Source organism: bacterium (genome assembly GCA_035945995.1).
Classification (GTDB): domain Bacteria; phylum Sysuimicrobiota; class Sysuimicrobiia; order Sysuimicrobiales; family Segetimicrobiaceae; genus DASSJF01.
Genome location: DASYZR010000110.1, coordinates 20,145 through 44,449, shown reverse-complemented (window position 1 = coordinate 44,449; position 24,305 = coordinate 20,145). Strand labels below are relative to the sequence as shown.

The following is a 24,305-nucleotide window of genomic DNA, read 5'->3' as shown; positions in this document are numbered from 1 at the left end:
ATTGGGTCTCCCCCTTCACGGAACGAGCGATGCGACGTATCCTTCGAACTCGTGCTGGAACGCGTCGGAATCGAGCCCGAATGCGTCGGCAAAATTGCCGCCGGGATCCTGTGACGTTTGGAAGGCGCGGAAGTACGCGAGGAGCGCCGGCCGGCCCTTCGTCCGGACCAGGTACTCCACCGCGACGAATGCCTGGGCGTAGATGCGGTCGGGCCCTTCACGCAGCGCCCGCGCCTGCCACTCACTCCCGGCCACCAGATCGGTGAAAGGAATCAGTTCCCGGTGCCGGAATGCGAACACCGTCAGGTTGACGGGCTCCCGGGAGGTCTCCGCGACCGGCCGGAATCCCAGATGCTCGGCGGCCCGCAGCTCCTCGCGCACCGCGAAGCCTTCCTTGATCCACTGCGCGGCGGGGCGCGCGCCCCCCATGAGATCGTTGTGGAGGATGTGGGTCAGTTCGTGAGCGATGACCCGCGCACGAGCCTCGCGCCGAGGGGCATCGAGAAACAGCGAAGTGCCGGCGTTGATGAAGACGCGCTCACCGACGACGAAGAAGGACGCCTCCGCCGCAATGCGGCGCGCCTCGCCTTCGGACACCCCGAGCTCGGTCAGGAGACCTTCGTAGATCTCCCGCTGTGATCCGTAGACGTAGACGGTGACTGGGTGCGTGAGGCTGAGCCCGGTGTCGCCGCCGAGGAACTTCAGGCACTCCCAGAACAGCTGCCGGATGTCCTCGCCCACGGCAGGGGGTACCGACGGACTGACCCGGAACACCACATCCTGCGCAGCCGCCGATCCAGGCTGGCCACCCGGCGCCGCGCTTGATGGGGATGGCTGGGCCGCGGCAGGTAGCGTGAGGGCCACGGAGAGCAGGCACGCGGCCAGGATCCTCGTGGACATGCCAACCACCTCCCAGTGCCTTGCCTAGATCGTAGGGGCCCCGGGGCGTCCCGGCATCGGTCGAAAGGCCCACCCGAGCCGGGCAATCACGCCCGCCGCCCCACCACGGTGAAGAGCGTCCCGGCGCTGAAGAAACACCCGGTCCGATCGGCCTCTTCCAGTTGCCCGAGCCAATCGCCGGCCTGGGCCGCGGACACGACGCCTGCATCGCGGGCGCGATCGGCCGCGTCCCGCAATCCAAAGATGTCGTTGGCCCGGTCGTACGACGTGACGACGAACGTCGTGGGCGGCATGGTCACGACGTCGAGTAGCCCGCACTTCCGAAAGAGGCCTGCCAGCTGCCGGCCGATCCGGCCGCTCCGGTATCGGTCGCAGCGGGCGTGCAGAATCATTCGAGTCGCGTCCCGATCGGCATCGACGATGAGGGTGTCCCAGTCGGGCTCGCTCACGACGATCCGCCCGCCGGAGCGGACGACCCGACTCATCTCACACAGGGCGGTCCGGGGATCGTCCAGGTGCTGGAACATCCTGTCGGCCCGGCAGCCGTCGAAGGCGGCGTCAGGAAACGGGAGGCAGTAGACGCTCGCGGCGCGGAACTCGACCGGCAGATCGGTGCCCAGCGCCCGCCGCGTGGCCTCCGTGATCATGACGTTGCTGCTGTCCACACCGACGGCGCGACCGGCCAACCCCACGAACTGCGCGAGCATGCGCACGTCCTCACCGGTCCCGCAGCCGACGTCGAGCACGCGATGACCGGGCTCAATCTCGAGAGCGGCGAACGTTTGGCGCTTGTACTGTTGGGCTTCCACGATTGCCCCCACCGCATCCAGGTAGCGCACCAGTCGGGCCGGATCGACCGCCTGGTCAACGTTGGGCCATGCCGTTGGTGCATCGCGGACCTCCACGGACTCCACCCCCCCCTCACGCGGTTCGTGACGTGGACGACAGACCTACTTCGGGACGACAATCGCGACGTTTTTGCGGCAGGCCGACGACTCGACCGCGATGCCCTGCTCGCGGAGGCCGCCGAGGATGCCGTTGAGCGTCACGTCGCACATGGCGGCGCTGGGGAAAGGACCCATCACTTGCATGACGCCTCTGCCTTCGACGATCTGCATTTTGGTCGTGATGACCGTCCAGTAGCCGCCGGGCCCTTGAGCCGTCACCTGGTCGGTCGGGGCGGGCGTGCGCGCATGAAGCTCTTCCTCGACCGCGGTAAGCCGGATGCCGTACGCTCCCAGTTCCGCCCGGAACTCGTTCCCCTGACTTTGGAGCTCGTTCACCTGACTCTGGATTGCGTCCAAGTCAGCCTTGGTCACCTCGCCTGCTGCAGCCCGGACAAGGCTCGGCTGTGCACGGACGTTCTGCGCGAGCACGCCGACTACGAGCGACACCATGACAACGAGCAGGCCCGCGACGGCGAGAAGTAACCGCCGTTTCAATGCGGCCACGCGTTCCCGAAGGGCCTCAGGCGTCTGCGGATCCACGTGAACCACCCCCCAAACGGTCATCGCCTCTCCGTTCTCCCCCGACCCTACCGAAACACGACGGACAGCGCATAGCGACTCAGGACGAACACGCCCACGACGCACATCAGCGTGATCGTGATGCCCAGGACCGTGTCCAACGCCCGTTCCAGGCCTCGGATGTCCATCGGTCACTCCTCCCGCTGATCGTCCTTGGTATGGACGGTAGCAGCCCTGCCGGGAACGGGCATCGGCCTTTGGACCCACCCAATCAACCGCCGCGAGATACGGTTTGGCGGCCGCACGACAAAGCCAACGCGGCCAGGTGGGTCTTTCGGCCGATGCCCGGCATCGTGGGGTACGGTACCGTCAGGGCGAGGACGGTCTCGACGGAGCAGCGGCACGCCGGAACGTGGGGGATTGGCGATGGACGGATACGCGGCGTTTCAATGGGTCTTCAAGGGACTCCTCAAACTAGGCTTCGGGTTGGAGGTCACAGGCGAGGAGCACGTCCCGCGAAGCGGCCCCGTGATTCTCGCCGCCAACCACGGCAGCCAGATCGATCCCCTTGTGGTGGCGGCGGCCGTGCCGCGGCGGTGCACGTTCCTGGCCGCGGCGGAGTTGCTCACGATGCCCGTGCTGGGCGCGCTCATCCGTCCATTCCGGCCTGTCCCGATCAAGCGCGGACGGCTCGACCGCGGTGCGATTCAGGAGTGCCTGGCGCGCCTCGGGCGCGGCGAGGCGCTCGTGATCTTCCCAGAGGGGAAGATCAGCACCGACGGTCGCCTCCAGCCCGCCCACGACGGTCTCGCGTTCCTGGCAGGGCTGGCCCGCGTGCCGATTATCCCGGTCGGGATCGCCGGGACCTACGAGGTGTGGCCGCTCGGAACGAGAATGCCCCGCCGAGGGAGGATCTCGGTCCGCATCGGGGAGGCTTTCGTGCCGGCAGGCGCGCCGACGAGACGCGACCAATCGGCGCTGACCGCGCGGGTCATGGATGCGATTGTTCGGCTGTCGGGCGGTGCCGTGGCAGCCTCAGAGGACGCTGGAATGCCCGGCTTGCGCGCCGCGAGTTGAGTTCGAGGGAGGATACTCGTGGACCGGCCATGGCTCCGCCACTACGATGAAGGGGTCCCCGCGACACTCTCTTATCCCGATATTCCGCTGTTCGGGCTGCTTGAGGAGAGCGCGCGAAGGTTCCCCAACCGCCCCGCCGTCATTCTGGCGGGCCCAAAGTTCTCGGCCACGCTGACCTACCGCCAGATTGACGGGCTCGCCAACCGGTTCGCCAACGCGTTGATCGCGCAGGGCGTCCGGCCGGGCGACCGAATCGCGCTCCACCTCCCGAACCTGCCGCAGTTCATCGTGTGTTTCTACGGCGCGCTCAAGGCGGGAGCGGCGGTGGTGCCCATCAATCCGCTGTATACGGCCCGTGAGCTCACGCGAGTCCTCAAGAATTCGGAGCCGAGCGTGGTGGTCACCCTCTCACGTCTGGCGCCGCAGGTCAATGAAGCGCTCGCGGAGTCAAGCGGCGTGTCGGTGATCATCAGCGAGCCGTACGATTTCTTTCCCTGGCTGTGGAGACTGATCGCCCGGCTGCGCATGCGGGGGCAGAGTGGCGCGGTGACCGGACCCCGGCTCACGGCACTCCTCCGGCGGGCCTCCCCTCGCCCGCCGAAGGTCCCCGTCGATCCGGAAAGCCTCGCCGTTCTGCAGTATACAGGCGGCACGACGGGCGTCCCCAAGGGCGCCATGCTGAGCCACCGGAACCTCGTCGTCAACTGCACGCAGATGCGGCATTGGCTCAGCGACATCGGGGAGGGCGAGGAACGGTTCCTGGCGGTCGTGCCCTTCTTCCACGTGTACGGGCTCACGGTCGCGCTCAATACCCCGGTCGCCGTCGGGGCGAGCGTGATCTGCGTGCTCATGGCCATGTTCGACACGCGGCTCGTGGCGGAGACGATCGCCCGGTACCGGCCCACCATCTTTCCCGGCGCCCCTGCCGTGTATCTTGCCATCAACCAACTGAAGGACGTCCGGCGATACGACCTGTCCTCGGTCAAGGTCTGCGTGAGCGGCTCGGCGAGCATGCCGCGGGAAGTCCAGGCCGAATTCGAGCGGCTCACCGGCGCGACCGTCGTGGAAGGGTACGGCCTGACCGAAGCCTCGCCGGGCACCCACACAAACCCCGTCCACGGCCTGCGCAAGACGGGCAGCATCGGCCTGCCGATGCCCGACACCGACGCCCGAATCGTAGATCAGGATACCGGCGAGGGCGACGTGGCGCCCGGCGAGGCCGGGGAACTGATCATCCGCGGCCCGCAGGTGATGCAGGGCTACTGGCGCACGCCCGAGGAGACGGCCGCGACGCTCCGGGACGGCTGGCTCTACACGGGGGACATCGCCAGGATGGACGACGATGGGTACTTCTACATCGTCGATCGCAAGAAGGACCTGGTGATCATCGGGGGCCTGAAAGTCTACCCCCGCGAGATCGAAGAGGTGCTGCACGAGCACCCCAAGGTGCGCGAGGCGGTGGTCGTCGGCGTCCCGCACCGGGTCCGGGGAGAGCAACTCGTCGCCCAGGTGGTCCTCAAGGACGGCGCCGCCGGCGACGCGCGCGAGGTCCGCCGCGAGATCATCGAGTTCTGCCGATCGCGGCTCGCCACATACAAGGTCCCCCGGCGGGTGCGGGTCGTCGACGCCCTGCCCAAGTCCGCCGTGGGGAAGCCGCTCCGGCGCGAAATCCGCGAGGCCGAGGCCGCGCGGAGCGGCGAGGAGGATTGACCGTGGAGCAGGAGCGGCTCCGGCCGGTTCCGCTCGCGCTCCTCGTCCGGCTGGGCGTCTTCTGGTTTGCGATCAGCTTCAACTGGGGCGCGCTCCTCACCGTGGTCGTCCCGGCGGAAGTACTCCGGTTCGTGCCGGAGACGCAGAAAGGGCTGTACCTCGGGCTCCTGTTCGCGGGCGGCGCCGTCGTGGCCATGGTGATATCGCCCTTGGCCGGCGCGTTGAGCGACCGCTCCACCCTGCCGATGGGGCGGCGGCGGCCGTTCGTCGTCGGCGGGGTGCTTCTCGCTGTGCCCGGGCTGCTCGGTCTGCGGTACGCGCCGACCTACGCCGCGTTTGCCGCGGCCCTGCTCTGGGTCCAATTGACAGTCAACCTGGCCGCGAGCGCCTTCAACGGTCTGATTCCCGACAAGATCCCCCGCACCCAGCGCGGCGCGATGTCGGGGGTGATGGGCGGCATGATGATGGGCGGAACGATCGCCGCCGCGCTGCTGTCCGGCCGCCTCGTCGGGCAGGGCATGACCGCCGCCGTCTACTGGGTCATCGCCGGTGTGCTGCTCGCCGCGACGGCCATCATCGTCTGGAAGGTCGGCGAGACCCCGCTGCGGGAGGCCCCGCCGCTTGTGCTCCCGGCCTTCATCCGGTCGTTCTGGGTCGACCCGCGCCGCTACCCCGATTTCGCCTGGCTGTTTGCCACTCGGGGATTGGTCATGCTGGGGTTCTACACGATCATCACCTTCCTCCAGTTTTTCCTCCGCGATACGCTCCATCTCTCCCGGCCCGACGCGGCGCAGGCGACCGGGACCATCAGCGCCGTCGTGATCGCCGCGGGCGCGCTGGTCGCGCTGGTGGCCGGACCGGCCTCGGATCTGATCGGGCGGAAGGGCATCGTCTCGACGGCGGGGATGTTCCTCGCCTTCACGGGCATCGGCCTGCTCTTTCAACCGCCGTTCCACACCCTGCTTTGGATCGGCGTCCTGTTCGGCATCGGCTACGGGGCGTATGCAAGCGTGGATTGGGCGCTTGCGATCGACGTGCTGCCCTCGGGTCAGTCGGCCGCGAAGGATCTCGGGATCTGGGGTATCGCGAACACGCTGCCCCAGGTGCTCGCCCCCGTCATCGCGGGGCCGCTGCTCGACGTCTTCAACCGGATGGGGCCCAACCGCGGGTACTCGGTCATCTTTTCGATGGCGATCGTCGAAGTGGTGCTCGGCTCGATCTTCATCTGGAAGATCAAGGGCACTCGATAGTCGCCTCCATGCGGCCGTCGCTTGTGTCCATGCTCCGGGGCGGTTGGTTCACGCGGGGACGGGCCATCCCGGACCGGAGGCTGCGTGCGGTCGCCTTTCGGAGCCCGGATGGGATCCGGCTCGCCGGTTGGTACGGCGAGCCGGACGGCGCGACGGGGACGATCATCCTCTGCCACGGCGTGCCGGGAAGCAAGCGCGACATGGCGGGCCTGGCCCGCGCGCTCCTGGACGCCGGCTTCGGCGTGCTCGCCTTCGACTTCCGGAACTGGGGCGGCAGCGAGCGCACATCGGTCACGCTGGGCTACCGGGAGGTCCAGGACGTCCTGGGCGCCGTCGCGTTCGTCCGGCAGCGGGCTGGACCGCGTCACCGGATCGGTGTCGTCGGGCTCTCGATGGGCGCCGCGGCGGCGATCCTCGCGGCCGCCGAGACGCCGGTGATCGACGCGGTCGTCGCGGACAGCAGCTACGCGCGTCTCGACCGCGCCGTCGAGCGCGTCGCGCGCCGGGTCTGGGGGCCCCTCGCGTCCCTGGCGTGGCGCCGGACGCGGCGGCTCGGTGAGCGCCTCGTCGGGGCGCCGCTGGCGTCGGTCGCTCCCATCGACGCGATCGCCAAGATCAGTCCGCGCCCCGTCCTGATCATTCATGGAATGCAGGACCGGTTGACCGACGTCGGGGATGCCCGGGCCCTCTACGGCGCGTGCGGGGACCCCAAATCGCTCTGGATCGTCGAGCAGGCCGGGCATGCGCGGACGCGTCGCGTCGGGACCCGGGAGTACGATCGGCGCGTCATCGGGTTCCTGCGGGAGCACGTCGCCACGATGACGTGACGGGGGGAAGCGCCGTGCGGCAGCCGCCGTCGATCACGGAGTTTCGGCCGGCCAGACCCAGCCGGACCTTCATCAGGCTGATGCGATTGGTGAACCGGTTCTACGCGATGCCGCGGGCGCGTGTCTCCTGCGAGATCCGAGACACGAACACACTCCGGACCCTCCCCCCGGGTGTCCTGATTACGCCCAACCACTCCGACTTCGCCGATGCCATGGTGGTGACGGAGCTGATGCGCCGGACCGGCCGGTTTGCGACCTTCATGGCGACCCGGGAGAATTTCGACGCCAACCACGGCCTCAACGGTCTCGTCACGCAGTGGATGGGCGGGTTTTCCGTCAACCGCGGCGGGGAGAACGCGAAGTGCCAGCAATTTGCGAAAGACATCCTGAAGCGGGGGCGGTACGACCTGCTCGTCTTCCCCGAAGGCGAAGTCTACCTGCTGAACGACCTGGTGATGCCGTTCAAGCCGGGCGTCGCGATGCTCGCGCTCGACGTCGCGAGCGAAAACCGCAAGGAGGGATATTCCGGCCGCCCCGTCGTGATCGTCCCCGTCGCGATCAAGTACGGCTACCTGGACGACGTCACACCGGCGCTGGACCGGCTGGCGGCGGACCTGGAGGCGGCGTATTTCGGGGAGCGCCGGACGGGTCCGCTCTACGACCGCATCTACGCGATCGGGGTCGAGTTGCTCGGCCGCAAAGAGGAGGAATGGGGCCTCCGCTCCGACCCGGCGTGGACCGTCTACGACCGCGTGCATCACATCCAGAAATTTCTCCTCGACAGCCTGGAGCGCCGCTATCTCGGCCGGGTGCGGGACGAGTTCCCGTTTGACCGGGCCCGCCGGCTGATGCTCCACCTGCTCGAAGCGCTGGACGCTCTGCGCGTTCAACCGGATCTCTCCGATGCGGAGCGGAAGGCGCGGACGGCGGACCTCCGGCGAGACCTCGAGCGGGCGGAGGCCGCGGCCCGCTCGGTGTCCTTTGCCGACGATTACGTGCTCAACCGTCCGACGCCGGAGCGCATGGCCGAGACGTTGACGAAGCTCGAACGGGAGATCCGCGGCCGCTACGTGGAACTGCCCAAGGTGAGACGCTCGGCGGCCGTCACGGTCGGCGAGCCGATCGACGTGCGCGGGTACCTCGCCGCGTACGACGCCCGGGGCACCCGCAAGGAAACCATCTTGCGGCTCACCCGCGACCTTCAAACAGGCATCCAAACGATGATCGACGCGGCCAACGCCGCCGGCGGCGCGGGCGTCCGGGCGTGAATCTCGCGAACGCGCGCGCGGTGCGCTGGGCGGGGCGTTTCCTCGAGCGGCTGACGCAGCATCAACTCGCCGAGCAGGCGACGATCATCGCGTTCAACATCATCTATGCGATGTTTCCCCTGGCACTCTCGCTCGCGGCGATCGGGGGGTTTGTCTACCGGGGCGGCCCCGCGCGGGCGGGCCTCCTGCACGCGATCCGCGCCGCGTTTCCCGCGGAGGTCGCCCGCGAGATGGCCGACGTGATCAACGCCGCCGGGAACCACTCGGGGCTCCTCGGCCTGGTCGGGTTCCTTGCGCTGTTCTGGGCCGGCTCGAATCTGTTCACCGCGATCGAAACGAGCTTCGCCCGGGTCTTCGGCGCGCCGTCGCGTGGGATCGTGCAGCAGCGCCTGGTCGCCTTCCTCATGATCCTGGTGTTTTCGGCGTTGCTCGTCTTGTCCGTGGCCGCTTCGAATGTCGCGCTGCTCGCGGGAGCGCACCGCGGCCCGATGCCCGGGTGGGGACGGATCCTCGGGCTGCTCGGCGGCTGGGTATTCGCCGCGCTGATGCCGTTCGTGCTCTACGCGGTGGTGCCGAACGTGCGGCTACCCTTTCGCGCCCTCTGGCCGGGCGCCGTGCTGGCCGGGACCGCCCTCCAACTCATCACGCTGGTGTTTCCGCTTTACATCCGGTACCTTGCCGGCGTGAACCGGTTCGGCGACGCCTTCAGCCTGACGTTCCTCCTCATGACGTGGTCGTACATGGTGGCGTTCATCTTGTTGGCGGGGGCGGAGGTCAACGCGCTTCGCCGCGCCGGCCGTGACCCAGCCGCGACGCCAGCAGCGCGGCCTCCGTCCGGTGGTTGAGCTGCAGTTTGGACAGGATGCTGCTGATGTGATGCTTGACGGTCTTTTCCGCGATGGACAGGCGGGCGGCGATATCGTGGTTACGAAGTCCCTCCGCGAGCAGGTCCAGGACCTCCCGCTCGCGCGCTGTGAGCTCGGAGAACCGCTGCGCCCGCTCGGGATCCGGCTCCGCGACGCGGGTGAATTCGCGAATCACCCGGCCGACGAGGCCGGGGTGCAGGATCCCCTCGCCGTCCCGGACGGCGCGCACCCCCCGGAGGATCTCTTCCGGGCTCGCGTCCTTGAGGAGGTAGCCCCGGGCCCCCGCCTGTAGCGCGCGAAAGACACGGTCGTCGTCCGTGTAGATCGTGAGGATCACGACCTTCACGCTGGGCGCCCGCTCGGCGAGCCGGCGCGTCGCCGCGATGCCGTCGAGACGCGGCATGCCGATGTCCATCAGGACGACGTCGGCCTGCCGCGCCACCGCGAGTTCCACCGCCTCGTCGCCGTCCGCGGCCTCCCCGACGATCTCGATATCGGGCGCCATGCCGAGTAGGCTCGTGAGGGCACGCCGCAGGACGCTCTCGTCATCGGCCACGAGCAGCCGGATTTTTGGGGGCGCCCCGCTCACGGCATTCCCTCGCGCGGCCGTGCGGCGGCGCGCAGCGGGAGCGAGAACGTCACGGTCGTGCCGCCCGACGGGTTCGAGGCGACGTCGAGCGTGCCGCCGAGCTCCGCGGCCCGCTCGCGCATGTGCTCCAGCCCAAATCCACCCCAATGGCCGTCGCGTCCGGCGTCGATGCCGACGCCGTTGTCTGCGACGCTGCAGGTCACGGCATCCGCGGAGCGGCCGAGGGTCACTGCCACGTGGTCCGCGCGGGCGTGGCGTACCACGTTCGTCAGTGCCTCCTGGAGGATTCGCCGGAACGCAAACTCCGAGGCGGGCGACAGCGGAATCTCCGCCGGACCGGCGCGCACCTCGGTGGTGATGTCCGTACGGGTGGACAACGCGGCGAGGTGTTGCCTGGCGGCGGCGACGGCGTCTCCCGCCGCCGGTCCCGGGGACCGGAGTCCGAGGACCAGGAGGCGGATCTCGTCGAGCCCCTGCCGGAGCAGGCGCTTGAGATCGGGCAGGAGCGCGGCGGCGCGCTGGGGGTCCGTCGGCAGCAGCCGCTCGACGAGCTCCACCGACTGCGCCCCCGCGGCCAGGATGTGGCCCACGCCGTCGTGGATCTCGCGGGCCAGCCGGCGGCGCTCTTCCTCAAGCAGAAGCTGCTCGCCGAGGTACGCGATTTCCCGACCGTGCGCCGCCTCCCGCCAGGCCACCCAGGCCGCGCCGACGCTCGCGAGTAACAGGAAGAAGAGGCGGTAGACCGCCACCCACATCGCGTCGAAGGACGACGGCCGCGTCGCGAGCGCATACCCCAGGGTCACCCAGCCGCTCAGCGCGACCACCAGCCACAGGTCGAGCGTGACGGCCCCCTCGCCGAGCACGAAGAAGTACGCGAGGTAGAAATCCGAGGCCAGCCCGCCGAGAAGGCGCACCACCGCGCTGACGAACGCCGCATCGACGAAGAGAAATGTGTACTCCGCCCACGCCGGGATCTCGCCCCGCAGCACGAGGCCGGTCCGCACGGCGAGATACAGCACCGCGACACCCGCCAGCCGGTAGAGAAACGACGGCCAGGGGCCGAGCAACACCCGCCACAACGCGAGTCCTCCGAAGAGGATCCAGGCGAGAAGAGTGACCGCCCGCTGCCGGCGGGTCCAGATGCCCCGGGGACGCTCGCGATCAGGCATCGGCACGCCATTTTCGACGGCCCGGCCCAACCCTCCCGTGGGCCCTTCGACCGATGCGCATCCGGACGGAACCGCCTATTGTCGGAGGTGGATCGGATTGGACGTCGGCTGAGGGGGAGCAGACATGGCGTCGGTCGAGCAGGTCGGTCCGGAGCTATCGGTCCTTGTCGGGGTCCTGGGGCTAGTGAGCCTGCTGGTGCTTTACTTCGCCCTCGGTCATATCCCGTGGATCTGGGAACGCTGGGCGGCGTGGTGGCTCGGCCTTTGGGGCGCGCCCGTCACGCTGCCGGCGTGCCCGTACCCGCAGTGCGGCACCTGGATTCCGTGGTAGAGCACAGGAATCACCGGCCGAACACCGAACGTCCCGCCACGAGAACCGAACCTCTTCGCTTCTCGCCTCGATATGCTCGGTCATGGGAGGTGCGCGCATGCCGGCGGTCTCGTACACCCACGGCGCCAGCTCGACCCCGCTGCTCGGCGAGACGATCGGCGAGAACCTCCGGCGTACCGTCGAGCGCCACCCGGGCCGCGACGCGCTGATCGTGCCGCACCAAGGTTATCGCGCCACCTACGGCGCCTTCTGGGACCAGGTGGATGTCGCCGCACGCGGCCTGCTCGCCCACGGCGTGCGCAAGGGCGACCGCGTCGGCATCTGGGCGCCGAACCGGTACGAGTGGGTGATCGTGCAGTACGCCACGGCGCGGATCGGCGCGATTCTGGTCAACATCAACCCGGCGTACAAGACCGCCGAGCTGGAATACGCGCTTACGCAGGCCGGGATCAGCGTCCTCCTCCTCGCCCGCGCGTTCCGGCAGTCCGACTACGTTGGCATGCTGGCGGACGTGCGGTCCCGGTGCCCCGATCTCCGGGAGGCGCTGGTGCTCGAGGAGTCGTGGGAGACGCTGTTGCGCGATGCGGACCGTGTGCCGGCGGCGCGGCTCGCGGAGGCGGAAGCCGCGCTGCAGTTCGACGATCCCATCAATATCCAGTACACGTCGGGGACGACGGGGTTTCCCAAGGGGGCGACGCTGTCGCACCACAATATCCTGAACAACGGGTTCTTCATCGGCGAGGCGCTGCGGTACACGGAGCGCGACCGCGTCTGCATCCCGGTGCCGTTCTACCACTGCTTCGGGATGGTGCTCGGGAACCTCGCCTGCACCACCCACGGCGCCTGCATGATCGTCCCGGGCGAATCGTTCGCCCCGCTGCCCGTGCTGGAAACGGTGCAGGCGGAGCGCTGCACCTCCCTGTACGGCGTGCCGACGATGTTCATCGGCGAGCTGGAACATCCGCGGTTTGCCGACTTCGACCTGTCGACGCTTCGCACCGGCATCATGGCCGGCTCTCCCTGCCCGGTCGAGGTGATGAACCGGGTGCAGTCGCAGATGCACATGGCCGAGGTGACGATCGCCTACGGCATGACCGAGACGTCGCCGGTGTCCACGCAGAGCGCCACCGACGACCCGCTGGAGAAGCGCGTGTCCACCGTCGGGCGCGTGCACCCGCACGTGGAGATCAAGATCGTGGATCCGGCCACGGGCCACGTGGTACCGCGCGGCGCCCCGGGCGAATTGTGCGCCCGCGGCTATCTCGTCATGCTCGGTTATTGGAATCAGGAGGCGGCGACCCGGGAGGCCATCGACGTCCAGCGGTGGATGCACACCGGCGATCTCGCCACCATGGACGACGACGGCTACCTCAACATCGTCGGGCGCATCAAAGACATGATCATTCGGGGCGGCGAGAACGTCTATCCCCGGGAGGTCGAGGAGTTCCTCTACAAGCACCCCGCCGTGGCCGACGTCCAGGTGATCGGTGTGCCCAGCCGGCAGTACGGTGAAGAGGTGATGGCCTGGGTCAGGCTCCGCGAGGGCGCGTCCGCGACCGGCGACGAGCTGGCCGAGCACTGCCGCGGGAGGATCGCGACTTTCAAGATCCCGCGCTACTGGAAGTTCACGGATACGTTTCCGATGACGGTCACCGGCAAGATCCAGAAGTTCCGGATGCGCGAGATCGCAGTTGCCGAACTGGGCCTCGAGGACGCCGCCGCGGTGCGGACGGCCTGACGGGAACGGGCGGCGCCGCCGGCGCGACGCACCGTGCGCCGCCACGGCCGGTCAGGATTCCGCGGGCCCGGGGACCGGCGCCGTTCGCGCCACGTATTCGGAGAATGAAGCGCCCTGCGCCATGCACCGGTTGCGCGCCAGCGGCATGCCGACGAGGGCCTCCAGCCACCGGTGCACGGCCGCGCAGATGTCGGGATGCGCGGCCGCGAGGATCATCACGGGACAATTGTGCTCGCGAAGCGTGTAGGCGCCGGCGCTCCACTCGAGCGTGGGCAGAAAGCCCCGTTCCCTCAGGATCTGCTGCGCCATCTTGACCCGCGCCCGCCCGTGAAGCCCGCCGACCCTGGGAAGATCCCGGGCCACCCAACCGTCGCCCAGGCGCTCGAGCACGCGGGTGAACGTTTTCGGATTGTCCCGCTTGAGGCCGTCCAGCAGCGCCGCGGCGAATTCCTCGTACCGTTTCGGAAACACCCAGTCGGCGGCGTCCGTCACGACGTACAGCGTGCTCGGCCGGCGCCGCCCGGCACGTAGGCCGCCCCGCGTGACAAGCCCTTCGGCGCGCAGCGCGCTTAGGTGGCTCACGACGGCGGTCCGCGTCAGATGGAGGGACCGCGCCAAGTCCTGAACGGTCTGGCCGCCGCGGACGCGCAAGAGTTCGACGATCCGGCTCCGGGTATCATCCATCGCGTCCCATCCTACCCGGTGGCGGCATCGTATGTCAATTGTAACAAAAATATCTTAACTAATTGACTTTTTCTAGCCGCGTGGTACGGTGCGAACGACACGGTGCGGATCTCGGGAGGTGGTCGCGATGCGCGGACTCGGTGCGATCGTACACGCGTTGGCTGGGGGACAACGCACGGCGCGATTGATCGTGGGCATCCTGGTAGCGGCGAGCCTAACGGCATGGGTCGTGCCGCCCCCGGCCCAGGGCGGGCCGGCGCCGAATCCGGCGAAGGTCGCGGAGCTCAAGATGACCCTGCGCGGGCTCTACGACGACCACGTGTTTTGGGTCAGGGATCTCGTGATCGCGACGCGGCTCGGCATCAAGGGCGCGGCCGGCGAAGCCGACGAATACGGCCTGAAGAACGCGAAAGCCATCGGGGCGTCTATCGCGCCCGTATACGGGCAGGCGGCGGCCGATAAATTCACCGCGTTGTTCGTCGGCCACTACCTGGCGGTGAAGGGCTACATGAAGGCCGCCTTCGCCAACGGCTTCCGAGGCGATGCGGCGCAAAAGAAGGCGGCGCTTGGGGCACTGCAGCGCAACGGCAAGGCGATCGCCGCCTTCGTCGCCTCGGCCAACCCCAACCTGCCCCAAGGGGCGGTCTACGGCCTGCTGGTGAGCCACGTCCAGCACCACGTCATGGAAATCGACGCGGTCGTAAAGGAGGATTGGTCCGGCGAGGCGGACGAGTGGGAGCCGATGATCAAGCAGATCAACTCGCTCACCGACGCGCTGGCCGACGGCATTGCCAAACAGTTCCCCAATAAGTTTCAATAGCCGGTAAGGAAGGCCGTCCGATTGGGAGGACTGCCATGCCCCACTACACCTACCTCATCGTCGGCGCAGGCATGACCGCCGATGCCGCCATTGGGGGAATCAGGGAGGTCGATCCCAACGAATCGGTCGGCCTCATCGGAAGCGATCCCCACCCGCCCTACAACCGGCCCCCGCTATCCAAGGCGCTGTGGAAGGGAAAACCGCTCGACAGCATCTGGCGATCCACCGACCGCCGGGGCGCCGATCTCCATCTGGGGCGGACGGTCCGCGCGCTCGATCCGGCGGGGCGCAGCGTCACGGACGACCGTGGAACCGTCTACACGTGGGACCGGCTGCTGCTGGCCACCGGCGGGGCCCCGAAGCGGCTGACGTTTGGGGACGACGCGATCATTTATTATCGGACGCTCGATGATTACACACGGCTGCGGGAGCTCACCGAGCGAGGCCGGCGGTTCGCCGTGATCGGCGCCGGCTTCATCGGGTCGGAGATCGCGGCGGCCCTCGCGATGAACGGCCGGCAGCCCGTCATGATCTTTCCGGGGCCCGGGATCGGCCATCATATATTCCCGCCGGACCTGTCTCAATTTCTCAACGGGTACTACCGGGAGAGGGGCGTGGACGTGCGCCCGGGCGAGACGGCGGCCGGCCTCCAACCGGAGGAGAACGGTCGGGCGATTCTCCTCACGCGGGGCGGGCAGCGACTCGCGGTCGACGGCGTCGTAGCGGGGATCGGCATCGCCCCCAACACGGCGCTGGCCGAAGCAGCCGGTCTATCGGTCGAGGACGGCATCGTCGTCAACGAGCGGCTCGAGACGACGCGTGCGGCGGTCTACGCGGCGGGCGACGTCGCCCTGTTCCCCGCGCCGGCGCTCGGACGGCGCATCCGGGTCGAGCACGAAGACAATGCCAACACGATGGGCCGGGCCGCCGGCCGCGCCATGGCCGGCGCCGAGGAGCCCTACCGGCATCTGCCGTTCTTCTACTCCGACCTGTTCGACCTGGGCTACGAGGCGGTGGGGGACCTGGATTCGCGCCTGGAGACGGTGTCGGACTGGGTGGAGCCGTTCCGCCAGGGCGTCGTCTACTATCTGCAGCACGGCCGCGTGCGGGGCGTCCTGCTGTGGAACACCTGGGGCCAGGTCGACGCCGCGCGGCAGCTCATCGCGGAGCCGGGCCCCTTCCGCCCGGCCGACGTCAGGGGGAGACTGCCCGTCAAGTCCTAACGGTCCTCGCAGGCGACCGGTGCCGCGGCGTCGAGTGGGACGCCGAGGAGCGGGCGTCGCGGCCTCGAATACCGCCTCGACGGCGCGGGAGAGACACCCGCGGCGGTCCCGGCGAGCACGCGCCGGGCGGGAGGCAGACCGAATGATCCCAACGCTCGCCTTCGGGCGGACCGGACACGAGAGCATGCGGACGATCTTCGGTGCGGCGGCGCTGGCGCGGCTCACGCAGGATGAAGCCGACCCCGTCCTCGACCTCCTCCTACGCCACGGGGTCAACCACATCGACGTCGCCGCGAGTTACGGCGACGCCGAACTGCGGCTCGCGCCGTGGCTCCGGACGCACCGCGATCGCTTCTTCCTCGCCACCAAGACGGGAAGCCGCGCGTACGACGCGGCGAAGCGCCAGATCCATCTTTCGCTGGAGCGCCTGGGCGTGGAGCGCGTCGACTTGATCCAGCTCCACAATCTCGCCGACCCGATCGAGTGGGATACCGCGCTCAGTGCGGGCGGCGCGCTCGACGCCTGCGTCGAGGCGCGCGAGCAGGGCTTGGTGCGATACATCGGCGTGACCGGGCACGGCACGCAAATCGCGGCCACGCACCTGCGCAGCCTGGAGCGGTTCGATTTCGATTCGGTGCTGCTGCCGTACAACTACGTGATGATGCAGGATCCCCACTACGCGGCGATGTTCGAACGCCTCGTCGCCGCGTGCCGCGAGCGGAACGTGGCCGTGCAGACGATCAAGGCCATCGCCCGCCGCCCGTGGTGGGGCCGCGAGCGTACGCGCACCACCTGGTACCAGCCGCTCGAGGATCAGCGCGACATCGACCTCGCGGTGCACTGGGTCCTCTCACGCCCGGGCATTTTCCTCAACACCGTCGGTGACATCGCGCTCTTGCCGAAGGTGCTGGACGCCGCCGGCCGTTTCACGGCCGCGCCGGGTGCGGCGGCGATGCGCGAGGCGACCGCGCGGCTCGAGATGCTTCCCCTGTTCGTCTGAGGGCCGGGCGCGGGATTCAGCCGGGCCCGCCGTCCGTCAGGACCCGTCGCCGGGCAGGAAATCCAGCCGCACCGGATACGCGGACCCGCCCTCGGGTGACGTCCAGATGTCCAACGGCCACCGCCCGGGCGGCACGCGGTAGCGGCCGACTTCCCAGCGGGCGTCGCGGGCCAGCGGCGGGATGTCGACGAGGGTGCCGTTGACGACCAGCGTGCCGGCGGCGGGCCCGTGCCGCGGCGAGAGCTCCACGGTGAGGAGCACCGGACGGGTCGAAGGATTGACGCAGTCGACCCGGAGATGATAGACGACCCCGTAGTTCCCCTTCAGCATGTGGTGCTGTTGAGGGCTCGTCAGAAAGCCGCCCGCCGCGAGCAGAAGACCGCGCGGCTGATCCAACAGCGCCTCGAAGTGCTCTTCGATCAACGGCAGTTTGAAAACGCCGAACGGATGGGTGCCCACCCTGGCGAGAAAACTGGCCGGGGTGATGTCGGCTTCCGAGGCCCCGGGAAGGTAGGCGAGCACGACGACGGTGAGACGCCCCGACGCGATCTTGATTTGCGCGAGCCCGCTGATAACGTCTTGCGGCCGGAGGACGGTTGTCATGAGCGGCTTCCATTGGTGCGGCGCGATGCTCACGGCCGCCGCCGTGTCCGAGAGGAGCGCGTGCCAGAATCTGACGGCCGCGAGGTGTCCGGCGACCATGGGATCCGGCGCGGGACCGCCGGCCCCCAGCGTCACCTCGAGCCGCGCCGGGACATCATCGTCGTCACGCGCCCACACCTGCACGGCCATCGGAGACGTCGGATGCCCGTTCTCGTGATGGTACAACAGCCGGACACACGTGGCGTTGCCGGTCTCCGCGAAGAAGAGTCCCCGCGTCTCCCGTACGGTTTCCGGATTGTCGCTGACGAGGAGCGAGTCGGCCTGACACAGGCGCGGGAGGTCCTGCCCGGCGCCGGCAGGCGGGGCTCCATTGAGCGCCGCCGCGCAGCACAACCCCACCACCACGGACCAAGAATTCATCCGTCTGCGAGAAGGCGCGGACGAGGTGGTCCGGAGGCTCACCCGAGCCGGCGTCCGGTGCCCGCCCATTCGAAGCGCACCGGAGAGGCGCTCGTCGATTCCACAACCCGTTGCGCCGATCGGGACCCTTCCGCGCCCCCGCGGGACGAGGACGTCCTCCTGCTTGGCGCGACCACCTTGGGATTCGGGAAGAAGAGCGTGATACTGTGCAGACTGATGGCCACGAAGTGGGCCACGATGAGGTCTTCGCCGTGGCCCTGCAACTTCGTGATCCGGGCGTCGGTCAACGGGATGAAGGCTCTCCCCTGTCCGTTCAAGTCATCGAGTATGCGCCGGCCGTCGTCGAAAGTGTGATAGAACCCCTCAATCCGATGGGTCGCCGTGTAGATGACGACGGGCAGGAGCCCCTTGTTGACGTGAAACGGCGACGCCACGCCTTCCCCCCCGCTTAGAATTCGCCCATGACCGAACCGCCCACGTCGCAGCGCCGGCGGTTCTTTTGTACCCGGGCTCGAACGATGGTAGACCTAATCATGATCGACGGTGGGTCGACGGCATGTCCACCGCCGATAAACACGCGCCAGGCGCCGCGGGCAGGTGTACCGTTGGTGCCCGGCCGCGTCCGACGGGTGCGGGGAGACTCTCTACGACAGCTGCGGGACGACCTCGGCCGCCAGGCGCTCCATCTGCTCCGCTTCATCGAAGAGCGGATTGAGCAGGATCATCCCGGCGCCCGCGTCCGCCACCTCGCGGAGCCCCGTCACGCATGCCTCCGGCGGACCGAAGACGGCGACGGCCTCGAGGTTTTGTAGTCCAAAATGCCGGTAGAGTTCGTGCAGCGCAGCGCCGATCCGCCGCCGGGCGCGTACGACGTCATGGTCCACGGCGAGGTAGACGCGTTTGGCGATCGGGAATCCCGCGGCCGGTCGTCCACTCTCCGCGAGCGCGTCGCGCAGAATCCGCACCTGCTCGGCGAACCGGCCGGTGGTCTGCGATCCGGCGCCGAAGAAGCCGTCGCCGTGCCGGACGGCACGCCGCACCGCCGCCGGATGGCTGCCGCCGAACCAGATCGGCGGGTGCGGCTTCTGAAACGGCTTGGGCTCCATGGCCGCCTCGTCGAGCCGCCAGAAGCGGCCCGTGAACGTGACCCGGGGTTCGGTCCACAGCGCCTTCATCAGCTGAAGCCCCTCGACGAACCGCGCGACCAGTCGATCCGGATCGACCGCGAACGCGGAGAACATTCGACCGCGCCCCCCGGTGCCGACACCCACCTCGAGCCGGCCTCGGCTGAGCTGGTCAAGCGTGGCGAGGCTCTTGGCCAGATGGACCGGGCTGTACAGGGGCGTGACGAACACGGCGCATCCCAGACGCAGCCGCTCGCTGCAGGCGGCCGCGTAGGTCATGGTCTCCATCGGTCCCAAATGGGGCAACGAGCCCAGCACCTGCTCCTGCGTCCAGGCGCTGTCGAACCCGAGCGCCTCGGCCCGCGCCAGGTAGGCGCGGAAGGCGGCCGGATTGAACGTCCCGTCGGCGACGAACTGCGGGATGGCGATGCCAAATCGCATGCGCGTTCCCTCCTCGGTGTCAGATGATGGACGCGGAGCCGATCGGTGACCTCAACGCGGCATCGCGGCGGTCACGCGCCACGCGAGCACGGCGGTGGCGGCGGCCAGCACACTCGCGCCCGGATACACGACGCCGAGGGGGACGTGACCGACGTCCCTGATGGGACCGATCCCAAAGGCCGCCAAGCCGTAGCCGATCATGTAGACGGTGACCAGCTCGCCGGAGACGGTCGCGGCGCGCGTCGAAAACCTCTGTTCCGCGAGGCTGATGCTCAGCGGGAAAAATGCCGAGCACCCCACTCCGGCGATGCCGAAGGCGGCGATGCCCGCCGCCGCGCGGTGACTCGCCGCCGGAATCGCCAGAAACGCCGCGAGGATGAGGAGCGGCAGGGCGCGATAGATCCAGCGCACGGGGATCCAGATCGCGATCGCCGCGACGGCGACGCGGCCGGCCGTGACGAACGCCCAGAACGCGGTCAGCGCGAATTCGGCCGAGGCGAGGGAGAGCCGCCGGTCCTCGTGGAGATAGATCGTGGCCCAGTTGCCGAACGCGGTCTCGCAGACACCGTAGAGGAGGACCGCGGCGGCATACGGCCAGAGACCGACCGGCCGCTCCCGGGGCATCTCGATCGCCGCCGCCCGCGGCACGGGGTCCTCCTCGCCGCCGCGCAGGGGTTGGCCGAGGGCGGCGAGGCCGAGGAGCATGAAGCCCGACGCGACGGCGACCGGCAGCGCCCACCACGCCGCGCCGGCGGAGACCGCGATCAAGACCGGCGCCAGCGCCGAGCCGGTGCCGAGAAACGCGTGCAGGGCGGGAATCGCGACGTCGCTGCGTGTGGGGAAGAATTCCTCGACGTACGTGTTGAGCGCCATCAGGGTGGTCCCGAACCCCGCGCCGAGGGCCGCCGTCGCCACGAGCAGCAGCGCGTAGGCGGCCCCGTGTGAGGCGACAAACCATTGGCTGGACGCGAGCACCACCATGGCTCCGAGATTGAAGCCCATCCCGGCGACGAAGACCCATTTCAGACCCGACCGCCGCGCAATGCCCGGCCCGAGGCTCGAACCGGCGATGGCCAACACGACGAGCGGTACGAACAGAGCGCCGTACTCGCTGTCGCTGAGATGGTAGAGTTTCGGATTGGTCAGGATGGTGCTGACCGCGGGAAACGTGATCAGGCTCAGGCCCTGCGCGAGGCCGGTGAGGTAGACGACGCCGACTTCGCCCCGGCGCGGCGTCACGATATCTTCCACGGCGGAAAGTGTAGCATGCCGGAAGGAGATGATCCGCACGATGCCTCCGGCCATGCTCGAAAGGGTCCAATGCAGGGCGGCAAACGTCTTTGACCATGGGTGCTGAGCGGCTACGGTGAAGACGGCGGGGGCGCCGTTCGCGGATCTCGCCGGGGTGCTGGACGAAGTGCGCCGGACGGGGTCCATCACCGCCAAGGTCAATTGCCTCGCGCGCTACCTCGGGACGCTCGCGGACGACGATCTCCGGCGCGCGTGCGCGTTCCTCGCCGGACGGCCGTTTCCGCCGGGCGACGGGCGCCGGCTCGGTGTGGGGTGGGCCGCGATCCTCCAGGTGCTGCGCGACCTCACCCGCGCCCCCGACGCGGACGTGCGCGGCACCTACCGGGCCCACGGCGACCTCGGCGACACCGCGGCGTCGTTGCTCGCGCGGTACCCGCGGGCGGCCGGGCTCTTTCCGGAACCGCTCACCCTCGCGCATGTGGAACAGGAATTCACCGCGATCGCGGCCGCCCGGGGCGCTGCGTCACGGGGCGCCAAGACGACGACGCTCGCACGGCTGCTCGGCGACGCGTCGCCGCGGGAAGCCGCCTATCTCATCAAGATCATGACGTCCGACATGCGGATCGGCCTGCGGGAGGGCTTCTTGCTCCCGGCAATTGCGGCGGCGTTTGGACGCGATGCCGGGACGGTCCGGCAGGCGGCGCTTCTCATCGCGGATCCGGGCGAGGTCGCGCTTCGCGCCCGCGCCGGCACACTGCAGCAGGTGACGCTGGTGCCGGGCCGGCCCTTCCGGTTCATGCTGGCCAGTCCTGTGGCGGCTCCGGCCGAGGCCCTCGACGAGCGGACGCCGGCCCTGTGGGTCGAGGACAAGTACGACGGGATCCGAGTGCAGGCGCACCGCACCGCCGGCGGCGTGCTCATCCTATCCCGCACACTCGACAACGTGACGGCCGCGTTCCCGGAACTGCCACCGGCCCTCGCCGCGCGGACCGGCGCCTTCGTCATCGACGGCGAGATCGTCGCCTGGCGGGACTCCCGGGCCCTCGCGTTCGGCCGGCTTCAGCAGCGGCTGCAACGCCGGAATCCCGGCGCGCTCCTCCACGAGATCCCGGTCGTGCTGGTCGCCTTCGATCTCGTCCACCTCGATGGCCGCGACCTTCTCGGCGTGCCGCTCACGGAGCGGCGCGCAGCCCTCGAGGCACTCCGCCTCCCGCCGCCGGTGCGTCTCAGCGCCGCCGCCGCGGCCCGGACGCCGGCCGACCTCGCCACCCGGTTCGCCGAAGCCCGCGCCGCCGGCAACGAAGGCATCGTCATGAAGCGTCCCGATGCCCCGTACCAACCCGGCCGGCGGGGGCGGCTCTGGACCAAGTGGAAGCCGGGCGTCGGCACACTCGACGTGGTGGTGATTGCCGCCGAGTACGGCCACGGCAAACGCGCGGGCGTGCTGTCAGACTACACCTTCGCGGTACGGGACGGCACGAGGCTCGCGACCATCGGGAAGGCGTACTCCGGATTGACGGACGCGGAGATCAAGGAGCTGACCGCCTGGTTCCTTGCGCACACGCGGCAGGACCTCGGCTTCATGCGCATCGTCGAGCCCGCCGTCGTCCTCGAAGTCGCGTTCGACGCGGTCACGCGAAGCAACCGGCACGACTCCGGCTTCGCCCTGCGGTTTCCGCGGATCGCCCGGATTCGCCCGGACAAGCCGTCTGAGGAGATCAACTCGCTGGACGACGTGCGCGAGTTGTTCGCCCGCCTCGCGTCGCGGACAGACCACCCGCCTCAAGGCACCGCGACCGGGCGTTGACCGATCCCGCGGTGGCACACTACCGGGGTCACTATAAGGTGATCATATGTCCGGCGGGGAAGGGCCTTAATAAACAGATCGGGAAGGTTTGCAGCAATTCACGGACCGAGGCGTGCCCGGCTCTCAACGAAACGACAATCTTCGCTTAACCTGATCCCGAGAGGAGTGATTGTGCGTGCGGCTCGCCGGCCTGCTGGTCCTGGCCATGCTTGTGGGCGCACTGAGCACCGCGGTCCACGGCGCCCCCGTTCGCGGAGGCGTACTCAATATCGCCATCGATTCCGACCCGCCGTCCCTCGACCCGCACAAGACGCCGAGCAGCAGCATCGCCCACGCTCTTCTGTACGGCACCCTCGTCACCGTGGACCGGCGGACGGGCGAATTCGTGCCCAACCTCGCCGACTCGTGGACGATCAGCGCCGACGGGAAGATTCTCACGTTCAGGCTGCATTCAGGCGTGCGGTTCCACGACGGCACGCCGTTTACGTCCGAAGCGGTGAAGGCCACGATCGATCGTCTGATCGACCCGGCGACGGCCGCGCCCGGCGCAAGCTGGATCGGGCCGATCGAGCGGGTGGAAACGCCGGATGCCCTGACCGCGCGGCTGGTGTTCAAGCAGCCCTACGCGCCGATCTTCTCGTCCCTGCGAATTCCGTTCCTGGCCATGCTGTCGCCGGCGGCCATCGCCAAGTACGGCAAAGACTACGGGCAGAATCCCGTCGGGACGGGCCCGTTCAAGTTTCGGCAGTGGATACCCGGCGACCGCATCGTCCTCGACCGGTACGCCGATTACTCGTGGGGGCCAAAATTCTACCAAAACCGGGGGGCGCCGTACGCCGATACCGTGATCCTGCACATCGTTCCCGACGAGTCGACCCGGGGAATCGCGTTCGAGCGGGGCGACCTCGACATTCTGCCCACCGCGCCGGCAAAGGAGGTCGCGCGTTTGCGGCAGAGTGGCAAGTACCAGGTGTTTCAAACGGCCGAGGACGGCGGCCTCTATCTCGGCCTGAACGTCACGAAACCACTCTTGAGCGACGTCCGGGTCCGTCAGGCCCTCGGCTACGCGATCAATCGGAACGAGGTCGTCGACTACGCCCTGGAACGGCTGGCCGTGCCGATGGACAGTCCGCTGGCTCCGACGATCTGGGGCTACGCGAAGGGCTTGAAGCACGCCTATCAGTACGAGCCGGACCGGGCGCGGCGGCTGCTCGGCGAGGCGGGGTGGGCGCCCGGTCCCGGCGGGATTTTGCAGAAGGACGGCCGGCCGCTTGCCTTCACCGTGTGGACGTACCCGCGTGAGACAAATGTGCGGATTGCCATCGTGCTGCAGAGCCAGCTCAGGAAGATCGGCGTGCAGATGAACATCGAGCAGATCGAGGTGGCGACGCTGCTGGCGCGGACGGCCAAAGGCGACCAGGACGCGATCCTGATCAGCTACGGCTGGCCGGACGCCGACATCCTCTATTACTTCTTTCACAGCAGCCGGATGGCCAGCACGAACCGGGTGCATTTCTCCAACCCGCAGGTGGACCGGTTCCTCGAGCAGGGCCGCGTGACGGTCGATCCGCAGAAGCGGCTCGCGGTCTACCGCGGCCTCCAGGAGCTCCTGCTCGAGCAGGCGCCCTGGATTCCGCTGGCCAGCCCGATCGACGTGACGTTCGTCCAGCCGCGCGTCCGCGACCTGTATGTCGACAAATTCGGCACGCTGCTGCTCGACGACGCATATCTCCAGAAGTAG

General features: G+C 68.8%; 23 protein-coding genes. 13 read left to right on the top strand and 10 right to left on the bottom strand.

Annotation, left to right across the window (positions count from 1 at the left end):
- Positions 1-15 precede the first annotated feature (15 nt).
- The 3 genes from VGZ23_12145 to VGZ23_12135 all read right to left on the bottom strand — a co-directional run bounded on the left by VGZ23_12145 (position 16) and on the right by VGZ23_12135 (position 2,411).
- A complete protein-coding gene (locus VGZ23_12145; protein HEV2358342.1) occupies positions 16-900 on the bottom strand; it encodes a hypothetical protein in 885 nt (294 codons plus the stop codon).
- Positions 901-986: 86 nt separating this feature from the next.
- Positions 987-1,814, bottom strand: coding sequence for a methyltransferase domain-containing protein (locus VGZ23_12140; protein ID HEV2358341.1), 828 nt, complete (start codon positions 1,812-1,814; stop codon positions 987-989).
- 36 nt (positions 1,815-1,850) lie between these two features.
- Complete coding sequence (locus VGZ23_12135) at positions 1,851-2,411, bottom strand: hypothetical protein (protein HEV2358340.1); 561 nt, start codon at positions 2,409-2,411, stop codon at positions 1,851-1,853.
- A 381-nt stretch (positions 2,412-2,792) separates the two neighbouring features.
- Between VGZ23_12135 and VGZ23_12130 the strand changes: the two genes are divergently transcribed.
- Genes VGZ23_12130 through VGZ23_12105 form a run of 6 tightly spaced genes read left to right on the top strand, consistent with a single transcriptional unit; the run spans position 2,793 to position 9,343 of the window.
- On the top strand, positions 2,793-3,443 hold the full coding sequence (locus VGZ23_12130) for a lysophospholipid acyltransferase family protein (GenBank protein HEV2358339.1): 651 nt from the start codon (positions 2,793-2,795) through the stop codon (positions 3,441-3,443).
- 18 nt (positions 3,444-3,461) lie between these two features.
- Entirely contained in the window at positions 3,462-5,153 is a 1,692-nt protein-coding gene (locus tag VGZ23_12125) for a long-chain fatty acid--CoA ligase (protein ID HEV2358338.1), read from the top strand.
- 2 nt (positions 5,154-5,155) lie between these two features.
- Positions 5,156-6,403, top strand: a complete 1,248-nt coding sequence (locus VGZ23_12120) for an MFS transporter (protein HEV2358337.1) — start codon at positions 5,156-5,158, stop codon at positions 6,401-6,403.
- An 8-nt stretch (positions 6,404-6,411) separates the two neighbouring features.
- The gene (locus VGZ23_12115) at positions 6,412-7,230 is read left to right on the top strand and encodes an alpha/beta fold hydrolase (GenBank protein ID HEV2358336.1); all 819 of its coding nucleotides are present in this window, start codon (positions 6,412-6,414) and stop codon (positions 7,228-7,230) included.
- A gap of 14 nt (positions 7,231-7,244) precedes the next feature.
- A complete protein-coding gene (locus VGZ23_12110; GenBank protein ID HEV2358335.1) occupies positions 7,245-8,498 on the top strand; it encodes a 1-acyl-sn-glycerol-3-phosphate acyltransferase in 1,254 nt (417 codons plus the stop codon).
- Complete coding sequence (locus VGZ23_12105; GenBank protein ID HEV2358334.1) at positions 8,495-9,343, top strand: YihY/virulence factor BrkB family protein; 849 nt, start codon at positions 8,495-8,497, stop codon at positions 9,341-9,343. The genes VGZ23_12110 and VGZ23_12105 overlap by 4 nt, the downstream gene beginning before the upstream one ends.
- On the opposite strand, the gene VGZ23_12100 is transcribed toward VGZ23_12105, so the two are convergent.
- Both VGZ23_12100 and VGZ23_12095 read right to left on the bottom strand, forming a co-directional pair.
- On the bottom strand, positions 9,273-9,953 hold the full coding sequence (locus tag VGZ23_12100; GenBank protein ID HEV2358333.1) for a response regulator transcription factor: 681 nt from the start codon (positions 9,951-9,953) through the stop codon (positions 9,273-9,275). The genes VGZ23_12105 and VGZ23_12100 overlap by 71 nt on opposite strands.
- Positions 9,950-11,122: a sensor histidine kinase gene (locus VGZ23_12095; GenBank protein ID HEV2358332.1), complete on the bottom strand. Its 1,173-nt coding sequence runs from the start codon at positions 11,120-11,122 to the stop codon at positions 9,950-9,952. The genes VGZ23_12100 and VGZ23_12095 overlap by 4 nt, the downstream gene beginning before the upstream one ends.
- Positions 11,123-11,246: 124 nt before the next feature.
- On the opposite strand from VGZ23_12095, the gene VGZ23_12090 reads away from it, so the two are divergent.
- Both VGZ23_12090 and VGZ23_12085 read left to right on the top strand, forming a co-directional pair.
- Positions 11,247-11,453 carry a hypothetical protein gene (locus VGZ23_12090; GenBank protein ID HEV2358331.1) on the top strand — a complete coding sequence of 69 codons (207 nt, stop codon included), beginning with the start codon at positions 11,247-11,249 and terminating at the stop codon, positions 11,451-11,453.
- Positions 11,454-11,550: 97 nt separating this feature from the next.
- Positions 11,551-13,191 carry an AMP-binding protein gene (locus tag VGZ23_12085; GenBank protein ID HEV2358330.1) on the top strand — a complete coding sequence of 547 codons (1,641 nt, stop codon included), beginning with the start codon at positions 11,551-11,553 and terminating at the stop codon, positions 13,189-13,191.
- 51 nt (positions 13,192-13,242) lie between these two features.
- Here the strand turns inward: VGZ23_12085 and VGZ23_12080 are convergent, their stop codons facing one another.
- Positions 13,243-13,875 carry an ArsR family transcriptional regulator gene (locus VGZ23_12080; GenBank protein ID HEV2358329.1) on the bottom strand — a complete coding sequence of 211 codons (633 nt, stop codon included), beginning with the start codon at positions 13,873-13,875 and terminating at the stop codon, positions 13,243-13,245.
- A 118-nt stretch (positions 13,876-13,993) separates the two neighbouring features.
- Here VGZ23_12080 and VGZ23_12075 point away from each other — a divergent pair, with 118 nt between their 5' ends.
- The 3 genes from VGZ23_12075 (at position 13,994) to VGZ23_12065 (ending at position 16,918) form a co-directional block, all read left to right on the top strand.
- Positions 13,994-14,695, top strand: a complete 702-nt coding sequence (locus tag VGZ23_12075) for a hypothetical protein (GenBank protein ID HEV2358328.1) — start codon at positions 13,994-13,996, stop codon at positions 14,693-14,695.
- A gap of 35 nt (positions 14,696-14,730) precedes the next feature.
- Entirely contained in the window at positions 14,731-15,918 is a 1,188-nt protein-coding gene (locus tag VGZ23_12070) for an FAD/NAD(P)-binding oxidoreductase (protein ID HEV2358327.1), read from the top strand.
- A gap of 142 nt (positions 15,919-16,060) precedes the next feature.
- Positions 16,061-16,918, top strand: coding sequence for an aldo/keto reductase (locus VGZ23_12065; protein HEV2358326.1), 858 nt, complete (start codon positions 16,061-16,063; stop codon positions 16,916-16,918).
- A 36-nt stretch (positions 16,919-16,954) separates the two neighbouring features.
- On the opposite strand, the gene VGZ23_12060 is transcribed toward VGZ23_12065, so the two are convergent.
- The 4 genes from VGZ23_12060 to VGZ23_12045 all read right to left on the bottom strand — a co-directional run bounded on the left by VGZ23_12060 (position 16,955) and on the right by VGZ23_12045 (position 20,796).
- Complete coding sequence (locus tag VGZ23_12060) at positions 16,955-17,926, bottom strand: hypothetical protein (GenBank protein HEV2358325.1); 972 nt, start codon at positions 17,924-17,926, stop codon at positions 16,955-16,957.
- A 53-nt stretch (positions 17,927-17,979) separates the two neighbouring features.
- Entirely contained in the window at positions 17,980-18,375 is a 396-nt protein-coding gene (locus tag VGZ23_12055; protein HEV2358324.1) for a hypothetical protein, read from the bottom strand.
- Between the two features lie 210 nt (positions 18,376-18,585).
- The gene (locus VGZ23_12050; GenBank protein ID HEV2358323.1) at positions 18,586-19,506 is read right to left on the bottom strand and encodes an LLM class flavin-dependent oxidoreductase; all 921 of its coding nucleotides are present in this window, start codon (positions 19,504-19,506) and stop codon (positions 18,586-18,588) included.
- Between the two features lie 51 nt (positions 19,507-19,557).
- On the bottom strand, positions 19,558-20,796 hold the full coding sequence (locus tag VGZ23_12045) for an MFS transporter (protein ID HEV2358322.1): 1,239 nt from the start codon (positions 20,794-20,796) through the stop codon (positions 19,558-19,560).
- Between the two features lie 76 nt (positions 20,797-20,872).
- Here VGZ23_12045 and VGZ23_12040 point away from each other — a divergent pair, with 76 nt between their 5' ends.
- A complete protein-coding gene (locus VGZ23_12040; GenBank protein ID HEV2358321.1) occupies positions 20,873-22,564 on the top strand; it encodes an ATP-dependent DNA ligase in 1,692 nt (563 codons plus the stop codon).
- A 175-nt stretch (positions 22,565-22,739) separates the two neighbouring features.
- Positions 22,740-24,305, top strand: coding sequence for an ABC transporter substrate-binding protein (locus VGZ23_12035; protein HEV2358320.1), 1,566 nt, complete (start codon positions 22,740-22,742; stop codon positions 24,303-24,305).